Origin of the sequence: Phocaeicola coprocola DSM 17136, assembly GCF_000154845.1 — a bacterium.
GTDB lineage: Bacteria > Bacteroidota > Bacteroidia > Bacteroidales > Bacteroidaceae > Phocaeicola > Phocaeicola coprocola.
This window is the reverse complement of the sequence record NZ_DS981430.1, coordinates 1-12,719: the sequence shown is the minus strand read 5'-3', so window position 1 is coordinate 12,719 and position 12,719 is coordinate 1. Positions and strand designations below refer to the sequence as shown.

At 38.6% G+C, this 12,719-nt stretch carries 15 protein-coding genes; 14 read left to right on the top strand and 1 reads right to left on the bottom strand.

Annotation, left to right across the window (positions count from 1 at the left end; genetic code table 11):
- The 14 genes from BACCOP_RS00465 (at position 1) to BACCOP_RS20320 (ending at position 12,179) form a co-directional block, all read left to right on the top strand.
- A complete protein-coding gene (locus BACCOP_RS00465) occupies positions 1-603 on the top strand; it encodes a hypothetical protein (protein WP_007564967.1) in 603 nt (200 codons plus the stop codon).
- Positions 604-611: 8 nt separating this feature from the next.
- Positions 612-1,199 (top strand): N-acetylmuramoyl-L-alanine amidase, encoded by a 588-nt coding sequence (locus BACCOP_RS00460; protein ID WP_007564965.1) that lies wholly within the window; start codon positions 612-614, stop codon positions 1,197-1,199.
- A 3-nt stretch (positions 1,200-1,202) separates the two neighbouring features.
- On the top strand, positions 1,203-1,694 hold the full coding sequence (locus BACCOP_RS00455) for a hypothetical protein (protein WP_007564963.1): 492 nt from the start codon (positions 1,203-1,205) through the stop codon (positions 1,692-1,694).
- A 298-nt stretch (positions 1,695-1,992) separates the two neighbouring features.
- Complete coding sequence (locus BACCOP_RS00450; protein ID WP_007564958.1) at positions 1,993-3,066, top strand: type I restriction endonuclease; 1,074 nt, start codon at positions 1,993-1,995, stop codon at positions 3,064-3,066.
- Entirely contained in the window at positions 3,063-3,395 is a 333-nt protein-coding gene (locus BACCOP_RS00445; protein WP_007564956.1) for a hypothetical protein, read from the top strand. Before BACCOP_RS00450 ends, BACCOP_RS00445 begins: the two co-directional genes overlap by 4 nt.
- A gap of 690 nt (positions 3,396-4,085) precedes the next feature.
- Positions 4,086-5,069, top strand: a complete 984-nt coding sequence (locus BACCOP_RS19145; RefSeq protein ID WP_007564955.1) for a helix-turn-helix domain-containing protein — start codon at positions 4,086-4,088, stop codon at positions 5,067-5,069.
- 54 nt (positions 5,070-5,123) lie between these two features.
- Positions 5,124-6,263, top strand: a complete 1,140-nt coding sequence (locus BACCOP_RS00435; RefSeq protein ID WP_007564953.1) for a site-specific integrase — start codon at positions 5,124-5,126, stop codon at positions 6,261-6,263.
- On the top strand, positions 6,244-7,221 hold the full coding sequence (locus tag BACCOP_RS00430) for a hypothetical protein (protein ID WP_007564951.1): 978 nt from the start codon (positions 6,244-6,246) through the stop codon (positions 7,219-7,221). The genes BACCOP_RS00435 and BACCOP_RS00430 overlap by 20 nt, the downstream gene beginning before the upstream one ends.
- Positions 7,222-7,462: 241 nt before the next feature.
- Positions 7,463-7,816: a helix-turn-helix domain-containing protein gene (locus BACCOP_RS00425; protein ID WP_007564950.1), complete on the top strand. Its 354-nt coding sequence runs from the start codon at positions 7,463-7,465 to the stop codon at positions 7,814-7,816.
- Between the two features lie 5 nt (positions 7,817-7,821).
- On the top strand, positions 7,822-9,192 hold the full coding sequence (locus BACCOP_RS00420) for a DUF3987 domain-containing protein (RefSeq protein ID WP_007564948.1): 1,371 nt from the start codon (positions 7,822-7,824) through the stop codon (positions 9,190-9,192).
- Between the two features lie 74 nt (positions 9,193-9,266).
- The gene (locus BACCOP_RS00415; RefSeq protein WP_040311662.1) at positions 9,267-10,322 is read left to right on the top strand and encodes a DUF6371 domain-containing protein; all 1,056 of its coding nucleotides are present in this window, start codon (positions 9,267-9,269) and stop codon (positions 10,320-10,322) included.
- 167 nt (positions 10,323-10,489) lie between these two features.
- Positions 10,490-10,855, top strand: a complete 366-nt coding sequence (locus BACCOP_RS00410) for a plasmid mobilization protein (RefSeq protein WP_007564943.1) — start codon at positions 10,490-10,492, stop codon at positions 10,853-10,855.
- The gene (locus tag BACCOP_RS00405; protein ID WP_007564941.1) at positions 10,852-11,853 is read left to right on the top strand and encodes a relaxase/mobilization nuclease domain-containing protein; all 1,002 of its coding nucleotides are present in this window, start codon (positions 10,852-10,854) and stop codon (positions 11,851-11,853) included. Before BACCOP_RS00410 ends, BACCOP_RS00405 begins: the two co-directional genes overlap by 4 nt.
- On the top strand, positions 11,850-12,179 hold the full coding sequence (locus BACCOP_RS20320; RefSeq protein WP_007564939.1) for a hypothetical protein: 330 nt from the start codon (positions 11,850-11,852) through the stop codon (positions 12,177-12,179). Before BACCOP_RS00405 ends, BACCOP_RS20320 begins: the two co-directional genes overlap by 4 nt.
- Before the next feature lie 27 nt (positions 12,180-12,206).
- On the opposite strand, the gene BACCOP_RS00395 is transcribed toward BACCOP_RS20320, so the two are convergent.
- On the bottom strand, positions 12,207-12,719 hold a 513-nt coding region (locus BACCOP_RS00395), incomplete at its 5' end, for an IS66 family transposase (protein ID WP_007564936.1).

Here is a 12,719-nt window from a genome sequence, read left to right as displayed (position 1 = left end):
ATGGAATATTTACCAGCTATTATCAGCGCAATAGGCACAATCATCGCCGCATGGTTTGCTTATAATCAGTACACGAAAAACAAGCTCACGGACTTAAAAATTGAGAAGTTCAGAAAGGATGAAGAAATCAAAAGCATTCGCCGAGCCGATAATTCTTCTATCGTTTACGGGGAATTATGGAACATTCTTTACGAACTTGACGCTGACAGAGTTTATATTGTTCAGCCCCACCCGTTGGGCAATGAAAGTCTGTTATCAATCTATTATGAAGTAAAGCGTAAAGGTGTTGAGCCAATGAAACCACATGTACAAAATCTTCGTATCGCAGACGTGGCTAAATTCAGTTCTGATATGGTTAAAAACATGTTTATGTATATCACGGATATAGACACACAGGTTCAAGACAAATACGCAAAATCAATCCTATCAAGTTACGGATGCGAGGCGGCTGTGGTAAAGCGTTTAAATGATAACAAGTATGATTGGGTCGGTTCTATTTTCTGTGAGTTTACACGCCCGATTCATGTATCAGAAGATGAAGCGAGAGAGATTATGCACCGATGTGCGATGAATATTCAATACCTATTACCCGAATATAAATAAGAACGAGTATGAAAATTCTAATTGACAACGGTCACGGGGTTGACACGGCGGGCAAGCGTTCCCCTGACGGCTCTTTGAGAGAGTACAAATACACAAGAGAAATCGCCGAAAAAGTTGTATCAGAGTTGAAGAAACGAGGCTTTGACGCTGAACGTATCGTCACAGAAGAAAACGACATCAGCCTATCCGAACGGTGTCGGCGTGTAAATTCCATTTGTGACAGAATAGGAACGAAGAACGTCATTCTCGTTTCTATTCATTGTAATGCAGCGGGAAACGGTTCTCAATGGATGAACGCACGTGGATGGGAAGCGTGGACTTCTGTCGGTCAGACAGCCGCCGATAAAATGGCAGACTGTCTGTATAAGGCGGCAGAGGAAACAGACTTCAAAATTAGAAAGGACACAACGGACGGAGACCCCGACAAAGAGGGGCATTTGTATATCTTGAAACACACAAAATGCCCCACCGTTCTGACTGAAAACCTTTTTCAAGACAATAAAGAAGACGTGGCGTTTCTTCTGTCAGAAGCGGGAAAAGAAACGATTGTCTGTCTTCATGTCAAAGGTATTATCAACTACTTAAAGACAATCTGAAAAATGAAACATCTTCCCTTGCTCTTACTATTGACATTCATTATAGGCGGCTGTGCTTCAAGCCGCCGCCTTTCTGAAAACGTTCATCAACAAGACAGCGTTGGTATTAGGGTTGAAACCCGTATTGAATACGTACCCGATACTGTCTTTATTGAAATACCGGCACAAACGTCAGAACGTGAAACAGCCGATAGTACATCGCATCTTGAAAACGATTACGCAACGTCTGACGCACGGATAAACCCTGACGGAACTTTATACCATAACTTGAAGACTAAGCCGCAGAAAAAACCAGTAGAGTTTGAAAAGCCCGTTGAACGCAAAGACAGCGTTATTTATAAGAAAAAGACCGTAACAGAGACGGAAATCGTGAAAGTTCCCCGAGACCTTACTTGGTGGCAGAAAACACAGATTTACGGCTTTTGGGTCATTCTTTTCATTCTTGTGATTATTTACAGGAAAAAGATTTTATCCCTTGTAAAATGGCTTATCTGATTATCTTATAAAGAAATAAAATCGGAAATTATATCGGAATTTTGGCAATTATGATTATCTTTGAACCGACATTTGAAAAAGATAAATAGCGTTTGCTATTGCCGTTGAGGTCAGAAAATCGCCAATATTCAGAAATCTCAAAAGCAATGGTAGATGCCCACGTCATATACGTGGGCATTTCCTTGTGAGATTTCGGGCGTTTGGCGATGCCTCTGACCTACGAGGAATGCCCACGTTTTTTGTGTGTATCTGTGAACAACGGCAACCACTATAAAGAGAACCGTTAAATAACAGATATATGGATTTCAAAGATTCAATTAAACAAATCTCGGAGCGCATTGATACCCTCAAAGCCAATCTTCCGACAGAAGAAGCGACAAAGACAGCTTTGATTATGCCTTTTATAAACGCATTGGGTTATGATGTCTTCAACCCTTTGGAGGTGTTGCCTGAAATGTGTTGTGACATCGGCACAAAGAAAGGCGAGAAAATTGACTACGCCATAATGAGAGACGGCGAGCCGATAATACTTATTGAATGCAAACATTGGGAGCAAGACCTGAACCTGCATGACAATCAACTGTTGCGTTACTTCAACGTCTCAAAGGCTAAATTCGGTGTCCTGACAAACGGTATAACATATAGATTCTACACAGACCTTTCAGAACCTAATATTATGGATGAAAAGCCGTTTTTGGAAATCAATATGCTTGACCTGAAAGACACGCAAATAGAAGAGTTGAAAAAGTTCCACAAATCGTATTTTGATGTTGATATGATTTTGAGTTCAGCGAGTGAACTTAAATATATGGGGGAACTGAGAACCGTCATCGGGAAAGAGTTCACGAACCCATCCCCTGATTTTGTTCGGTTCTTCGGGAAACAAGTATATGATGGGGTATTTACCCCTAAAGTGCTTGAACAGTTCTCAACGCTTGTAAAACGCACAATCAACAACTATGTTAGCGATATAATATCAGACCGATTGAAAGCCGCCATAAAAGACGAAGAACAACCAGCAGAACATAACATCACAACAGTTCAACAGCCGACAGATGAAGAACAACCCGACAACGGCATTGTAACCACAGCGGAAGAACTGGAAGCGTTCTATATCGTGAAATCACTTCTGAGAAACGTTTTCCCGGTTGAACGAATCACTTATAAAGACACACGTTCTTATTTCGGGGTTTCCATAGACAATAATGTTCGGAAGACCGTCTGCCGCTTTTATTTTGACCCTCCTACAAGAAAACGGCTTGCAATCATTGATGAAAACAAAAGCGAGAAGATGTATAAGTTAAATTCAATCAATGACATTTATAACTATGCCGACACTTTGATTGAGGCAGCAAACAAATATTTATTATGAAGTTAATTATTTTATCAATTATATCTATGGGGCTGTTCCTTTCTTGTGGGAACGGCAAGAAACTTCCCAATATTGGAGATAAGGTCTATGTGGCTCAAGAATGTCTTTCCGCTGTCAGTGAAGATGATTTTGCAGAATTAAACAAGGTATGCAATAGAAAAGACGAAAGCAGATTGAAAGAAATGATATTATCAGAAAAGGTTTTTATAATAAAGCCAACAAATGATTGTAAATTGATTGAGGCTAAATTTGGCAAATATAAAATTCGAGTAAAAGTTGATTGGGATAAAGAAATAGATTTATGGGTTGCTTCTGAATTTATCAAATAAAGACACATACGGAAATAACATCAAGAAGTCAGCCAACGCCGAATGGCGTTCTATGTGCCCCGATGATTCCGGCAACGATAATTTACACCGATAAAAGATTTAGGCGGCACATACAGAAAATTCGATGAAAATAACTTTCAGATAGCAAGGCAGGGTGTTCACGGGTTACGGACACCCTGTTTTCGTGAAGTCATCTTCTTTCTTGCAGAGATAACGGGCGACTTTATGACACACGTTATCGGGAATAAACCAACCTTGATTAATGATTTTGCGGAGAGCAACAAAATCCGTATCTTTGAGACCTGAGAACAACACAAAAAAAGATGTGCTTTTACAAATTTGTTGCTAATTTGTTGCTCTCACTCACGTTCACAACTACAAACATCTTATAAACCAATAGATTACATCAAATAAAGAACATTTTGCATCGGGAAATAAGGACTGAAAAACGATGAAAAACGCCAGCAAACAATAACAAATAAAAGTCTAATAATCAATATATTAAACAATGTTAGCAATCTACGCTAACATTGTTTATTTTCACGGTTTTGCATATTTTTGTACCCCGAAAGTACCTGTTGACTCATTAGAGTAATTTTTCACTAACAACGTGTGCGAAGTACAAAAGGTATTTACACATCATTACACACCTTTACACACTATTTCGCAGCGAGTTTTGGAGAGTAAAATATGGGTAACAAGGTAAGAATTGAAAGAATCTGTGAATTTTGCGGGAAAACTTTCATAGCAAAGACCTGCAAGACACGTTTCTGTTGTAAGGCTTGTAACGACAAGTATTACAAGGAGTTAATTAGAAGTGACCGCTATAATGCAGTCACAAAAGAAGTGAAAGAGGAAAAGAAGAAAAGAATCCGTCTGGCTGTAGATGAACTGGAAGTTATACAGGCGAGAGAATTTATCAGCCTGAAACAACTCGCCATTTATCTGGGGGTAAGCAGAAAAAGTATTTATACTTACATGCGGATTTATGAAATTCCTTTTTCACAAATTGGTAGTAGAATTATTGTTAAACGCAAAGAGGTTGAAATGGTTATGATGAATTTAAAAAGCGTAAAAACAATGCAAGAGAGACCTATTAAGTCTACAAAAACAATTACTGATTTCTACTCTGCAAAAGAGATAGAAGAAAAGTACCAGATTTCTTATAGCAGACTTTATGTGATTGCTAAAGAAAACAACATTCCTTCAGCCACTCTTTCAGGAAAGAGGCTGTTCAGTATGGAACATATTGACCGCTATTTCAGGAAGTTGGGATATAAGGAGGCTGAAGAAATAACGGAGTGGTACACAATCGAACAGATCCAGAAAATCTACAAGATGACGGTAAAGGCCGTACACAGCTTTACCTCAAGGTATAAAATTCCCAAGAAAAAGGAAAAGACCGGGAATACTACCTTGTATTCCAAGAAACATGTTGATGAAATCAAAAATGCCCGGATTGGAGAGGACGGATATATAACCGTCCCCGAAGCTTGTGCATTGTTCAATGTAGATCGTGACACTATCTACAACAGATGCAAATGGTACAACATTCCCAAGAAGACAAAGGGAAAGAATGTCATTATAAGCATTGAAGGACTCAGAAAGGTGTTTGGTACAGGAAACATTGCCATAAATAATGTTAATGAGCCTGCCATAGCCGCACATGAGTAAACGGCAATCTATGACAAACAACGCTAATGTATCACCTATCAGATCCGAATTATCATGATTTCAAAAGTATATCTTAGAAAAAAGAAAATAAGTAAGGGAAGAGTTTCATTATATCTTGACTTCTACCCTCCTATTCTCATTCCTGGAACTAACAGAACAACACGCCGCTATTTTCTCAATGTACATCTTCCGGAAAAGCCCAAATCATTTGCGGAACGTGAACATGTAAAAAGTATTATGCAGAAGATGGAAATATTCCGTCTGAGAGTACTGGAGCAGATAATAAACGAGAAATTCGATTTTTACGATAAGATTGTTGAGAAAACAGATTTTCTTGATTATTTCAAAAATGAATCACTCAAGCACAATAAGAAGTGGATTTATGTGTATCAGCACTTTGCTGCCTTCACAAACAACAAATGTACTTTTGCAGATATCAATGTCGCTCTCTGCCAGAGATTCCGTTCCTATCTGCTGAATACTGCCAAGCTGAGAGACGACAGTAAAAAGCTGAAACAGAACTCGGCTGCCGGATATTTTTCTACATTCAGAGGAATGTTGAAAGAGGCCTATAAGAAACGAATGCTCAAAGAGAATATTAATGATTTTCTTGACAGGATTCCGGAAGAGGAAACAGAAATCAATTATCTGACAGAACATGAATTAGGACTGATCATAAATAATGAATGCCCTATTCCGGTATTGCGAAAGGCTATCATTTTCGCCTGTATAACAGGCTTCAGAAGAAGTGACATACTTGCCTTGAAATGGGAGGACATCAAAGAATTGCCCAAAGGCGGATGGTGTGTATTCAAACGTATGCAGAAAACTAAGAACATGGCAAACGTTCCTATTGGGGACGATCTCATGGAAGTTATCGGCCCACGTGGTGAAGGACTCGTATTTAACGGACTTACCACATATATGCTGACCTATCCGATGAAAAGATGGTTCAAAAGCATAGGTATAAAGAAAGACTTGCACTTCCATTGTACACGTCATACATACGCTACCCTGTCACTGGCCCTCGGTACAGATATTATTACTATCAAGAATGTACTCGGACATAAACAGGAAAGTACCACAATGCGATATACCAAAGTCGTGAACCCATTAAAGGAACAAGCTGCAAAACGATTAAGCATTAATACAATCAGTCAAAACACGGAACAATATGAAAAAGGCAATTTCTAAAATCAATCCATTCCGATATGCAAAAAAGTTGCATATCGGTTATATCTGGCTAATAGCAGTACTTCTGCTATTAGTCGTTGGTGTTATCTGTTCAGGAGCAAAGGTGTATAAATACAGTCCCATACTCTCGGTTGTCTCCTACTCTTTGGCCGCTATCAGCCTTATAGCGATAATTATTATGATAGTGCGGAAAATCTCCGATATGAAGATTCAAAGTGAACTGGACAAATACATTCTTGTGCTGAATGAGCATAAGGATGATCAGGAATGGTTACATAAAGAACTTACCTATGTCAATCTGAGGATATATAACAAGACAAACGGACATCTATACCGGTGCAAGAAAAAACTGCTGGAAGAATACAAAAATGAGGTAGGCAATGAAAGTGTAGCCGAAGAGCTGATGGTACGACTTAAAGAACAGGAAAACCGCCATCAACAGCAAATCGAAAAGATAGAGGAACTTCTTGTAAATGACCAGAAACCATTACAGTATTATCTGGATGCAATAGAGAATAACGGCAATGATAATCCGGCCGATGACAGATCTACAAGATTATGCAAACTGTTTTCCTTTATTTATAATTATATCAGTACGGAATTGGACGATTGTCTCAAGCCTTATGAGATTGAATACTTTAAAAAGTATGCCTTTGCTCAAATTACAGGTATGCCAATAGAGGAAGATATACAATACCCGATTTCTGAAATCTACAGAATGTCAAAGACTGACTTGGGAGCTTTCATTCATAACCTCTATATAATGTGCCACTATTGTAGAACAGACCTAAAGAAAACCGATTTCTTCAATGGGTGCCAGAAGTTCATATCAGCTTCTTTCTGCACTGCCAATGTATTATTCAAGAACAGTACAAGATTGGCAACCAATTCCCGTATTGAGGCCATAAATATGAAAAAAAGCAATTTCTTCAGCGAATATCTGAAAGAAATCCAGTAGAAACAAATAAAATCCTTATTACTGAAGATTCCTGTAAAACTGAATTTAAAGTTTTATGGGAATCTTTTTTATGTCAGCCGGATACATATAAATCATAGTATAAACACGCAGAATTACAGTATATTACATTGTAGTTGTTAAAAGTTTGAGGAAAGCATGAGGACCGCATGAGGAATTCATGAGGACATGCTTTTTTATCCATCATTTGCCATTCTTTTGCAGAGAAATCAAATTTTTACAAATGATGAAAAACGAAAACAATGTTTTTGGCAAAGTTACACATGATAACTTGCCGCAGGCTGTAGAGCACCTCATAAAAATGATGGAGGAACAGGCTCAGAATTCTAAAAATAACATATCGGTGGAAGATGATGAGATATCCATCGAAGAAGTAAGTTCTCTTATAAAGAAAAGCGTGAGTACCATTTACCGGTATACTTGTCAAAACAGTATTCCTCATTCTAAGCAGGGCAATACACTCCATTTCTACCGGTCTGAGATTCTCGAATGGATGAAGATGCACAAGAAGAAATGTATTAATGAACTCTCTGATGAAGCACATATTGAGTCTTTCAGGGTATTAAACCGTGATTAACAGGTATGGGAGAAAGTAGAATAACTCCAAGTGGTATAATAAATGATGCTGTCAGCATGATAGGCAAAATGAACGACTCTTCATTTCCTATTGATGTTTTCCCCAATAAGATAAGAAACATCATTCTGAATATGTATGAGTACCTGGCATTTCCTATCGACTACACTGCGTGCAGCATGATGACAGCCATTTCCACTTGTATAGGCAATACACATATCCTTCATTTCAAAACGGGATGGGATATCAAGTGTATCATATATATGGCTCTCGTCGGAAGGCCGGGTGCTAATAAAAGCCATCCTCTGAAAACGGCCTTCGAACCTCTGTTCAGATTTGATAAGGAGCAGAAGGAAATATATAACGAAGAGTACAGAAAGTATGAATCAATAATGAGCTTGAGTAAAAAGGAACGTCTGGAACAGGGATTTGATATGTTTCCCAAGGAACCTGTGCGCACCAGATTTCTGGTTTCTGATATCACACAGGAAGCTATGGCAAAGTCTATATCAGAGAATCCGCGCGGCATTTGTCTTTACATGGATGAACTGCAAGGATGGATCAATAATTTCACACGCTATAACAAAGGTTCGGAAGAACAGTTCTACATTTCACTGTTCAATGGGTACATGTATATTTCCGACCGCAAAATGAATACAAACAATATCATGATTGACTCTCCGTTTTCCAATGTGATAGGTACAATCCAGCCGGAAATACTTATCGATACATTCAAAGGAAGTAAAAGCAATAATGGTTTCCTTGACCGTATTCTTTTTGCCATACCTGAAATTCAGGATAAGCTATACTGGAAAGATGATGATATTGACATGAGCCATTTCAATGAATGGAACACGATTATGCAATCGTTCATCAGGATGAAAATAGAACATGATGAGCACGGAAACATAAATCCTACAAGACTGGAATATGAACCTGGAGCCAGACGAAAGATTATGGAATGGCAGCATCAATGGGCAGATATGTTGAACATGGAGGAATCGGATAAAAGACGCAGTATATACAGCAAATTTGAGACTTACATTCATAGATTCTGTCTGATTATACAACTGTGCAAATGGGTATGTAATGAAGGTGATAAAAACTGCATCGATCTTGACAGTGTACTGAAATCCATACGTCTGGTATCCTATTTTAAAAATACTGCCCTGCAGATATGCTCCATGATTGAAGGTGTGATGCTCACTCCCAAGCAGGCAGAACTGTTGGAAAAGCTGCCGGATAAGTTTACACGTTCTGAAGGATTGGAAGTAGCCGTCTCAATGAACTGGAGTACCAGCACGTATGACCGTTTCCTGAAAAAAGCAACAGGAACTTACCTTTATCACGAATATGGAAATTATAAAAAAGCACAATGACAAAGTGATAAAGTGACAAACTAAGGCTGACTTTATCACTTTGTCACTTTGTCAATCACTAAAAACAGAAAATTATGGAAAACTTCAGATTTATATTGGAGCCGTACAACAGGCACCAGAGGAACAGATACACCTGCCCCTCGTGCGGAAAGCATCGTGAGTTCACCCGTTATATCGATACCCAAGGGGCTATCTCCTTTCCCGAATATGTAGGAAAATGTAACAGAATCAATAATTGTGGTTATCACTATACTCCTGCAATGTATTTTGATGAACATCCGGAATGTAAAGAGTACAATAAATCATTCCCTGTTGTAAAAGACAAGAACCCTGTTGTATGTCATCCAAGACTCCCTCCTGTACGGCGGCTTACCGACACATCTTTTATACCAGATGAAATTATGCAGCAGACAATGAAATGCTATGAACAGAATAACCTGTTTCTGTATCTTGCCAATCATCTGGGATATGAGTCAGCACTGCGTCTGATGAAGACTTACCATGTAGGTACCGCCAGGAAATGGGAAAATGCTACGGTATTCTGGCAAACAGACATATCCGGAAAAATAAGAACCGGGAAAATCATGCAGTATAATGCAGAGACAGGAAAACGTATAAAAGAACCATATGCCCATGTTTCATGGGTACATACAGAGCTTGATATACCGGAATTCCACTTACAACAATGCTACTTTGGAGAACATCTATTATACAACAGCAGAAAACCCGTTGCCATAGTGGAAAGCGAAAAGACCGCTATCATTGCTTCATTCTATATACCGGAATATATCTGGCTTGCAACGGGCGGTAAAAACGGATGCTTTAACGAGCAGAATTTTGACGTACTAAAAGGCCGGAATATTGTTCTGTTCCCTGATATCGGAATGACACAGGAATGGAAAGAAAAGTGTATGCAGATGAGAAAAAGAAACATCCGTACTGAGATTTCCGAGTATCTTGAAGAAAATGCAAATGATGTTGAAAGGGTGAACGGATACGACATTGCCGACTATCTTATAAGGGTAAAATCAGGTGAAGCCGTTCTCCAATCCATGACAAGAAAGAATCCTGCCTTAAAACTTTTGATCGAGACTTTCGACCTGGAGCTGTCAGGTTTCGGTACTCAATAAAACTACGTTACCCATATCCAACAATATTCAGGAAAAAACGGAATGACAAAAGGAATGTAGTTTTTTCGGTTGGCAAGTTTATGTTTTGGTAATACCAAAACCTCTGAATCCATCCGAGAAGTACCTAACAGAAATCAATTATAAACCGAAAAAAAATAATCAACAGAATGGAACAAAAAAACAACAACAAAAATAAGGCTATCGGTGGCAGACCTCCACTGGACAAGATGGAAAAACGTACAGAGATATTATCATTCAAATGTACCGTATTGGAGAGGCATATCATAAACGGTAAGGCCATGACAGCCGGTGTTACATTAGGTGAGTATATAAGAAATACGGCCATAAACGGAAACATAACAGCACGCCTTACACCTGAAGATGTAAAACTGATAAGGAGTCTTTCAGGCATGGCAAACAACCTAAACCAGCTTGCTAAAAATGCAAATACTTTCGGATATGCTTCAGTGTCAGAATCCGTATCTGAACTGGCTGATGAAATAGACAAAATCATTAAACTGATAAAGGCATGATGGGAAAGATTATGAAAAGGAATGACTTCGGTAAGATTGTAAATTATACGATGAAAGGCAACAATAAATCCAAGCTACTTGCTACCGAAGGAGTACGTTCAGACAGCAAACAGCATATAGCTGAAAGTTTCAGTTGTCAGGCAAGTTTAAATACAAGAATCAGGACTCCGGTCTATCATATATCATTGAGCTTTTCGAATCAGGATTCGGGGAAACTGACTGACGACCTTATGGTAAAGATTGCCGGGGAATATATGGAAAAGATGAATATCAAAAACACACAATATATTGTTGTAAGGCATTACGACAGAGAACATCCTCATATACATCTTGTGATAAACCGTGTGGACAATGACGGGAAAACCATAAGCGACAGCAATGACCGCATAAGAAACAACAAAGTATGCAGGGAACTGACAATAAAATATGGCCTGTATATGCCGAAAGGTAAAGAGAATGTCAAGTATAATAGGCTTCGTGGCAAAGACAAGCATAAGTATGAAATGATGTTTGCCATACGCAAGGCTTTAGAAAAAAGTAATAATTGGAACGAGTTTCAAAAGAAACTGAGCAGAGACAAAATTCATTTTACCATAAGAACAGACAGCAAAGGTAAGCCATGTGGTATAGTCTTTTCACGTGGCGAATATACATTCAGCGGTTCCAGGATAGACCGTAGTCTGAGTTATTTTAAAATATCTAATATGCTAAACAAATATGAGAACAGTCTGGATACATCGGACAGCTTAGGAAATACCCAGCAAGACAAAATCCAGGAGCAAGAAAAGGATACAGTCACACTAACAGAACATGAGGAAATATATGAAAATGATGTTACCTCTCCTACTGATAATTCAATCATAAATGCTGTTGCAGATTTACTCCTTCAGCCTAATGCAGTAATTTCTTCAGGAGGTGGTGGAGGAAACAGTAACCAGTTGGATGATGATGAAAGAAAAAGGAAAAATCGTGAACATATTAGAAGTAGAAGAAGATGATCAAGAAAGAAATTGAAGGAGCAGCTCTCCTATCCATATATAATGAACTTAAAGATGAAATAAAGGCCATACGGACAGATATTCAGCATTTGAATATTCAACAGCCCCAGCAATCAGAGAACAATCAAGAATTAAATTCATTGATAAAGGAAACGATTGTAAATGCTGTAAACGACACCATAAATGCCCACATAAACAGTAGAGAAAACTATGCTGATGAAGTTAGTAGAAGATGTAAGAATACTATTGATTTTGCAATTGAAAGGGTAACCATTCTATTTTCCGCCACGACAATTTTATCGGCTGTTTTTCAGCCGATAAAATAAAAATGTCCGCAAGAAAATAGTTTAGTTTTAACATTCCGATTTATAAAAACATGGCAGAAGGACCTTCTTGTCGCAGTCCTTACCATGAAGAATACATTCAAACAAGTGCTTCAGGTAATCCTGAGGGGCTATATCATTAAGCTTGCAGCTTTCTATCAGAGAAAAGATGAATGCCGAGTTTCCTGCTGCATCCTCACTGCCTATGTTCATACAGTTCTTGAGCAGCAGCTTTACAGGTTTCATCCTTTGCTCACAGAGGTTGTTCGATATTTCCGCAGAACCGTCCTTGAGGATATTTTTCAGGGATTTCCACTGGTTTATCGTATAGTTCACAGCCTTTCTCATCAGTTCGTTTGCCATGAGTTTGGTATCCTGCATCATCATGACCACCTTATGATGGATACGTTCAAGAATAGGTCTCGTAAGCTTAAGTCTTTTTTCCTTAATCTGCTCACCGCTGAGTTTCATTGTGCGGAACAAGTCTTCATTTCTGAACATATCACCGATAGGGTCTATTATATCCATCGCAGTTCTGTCTGA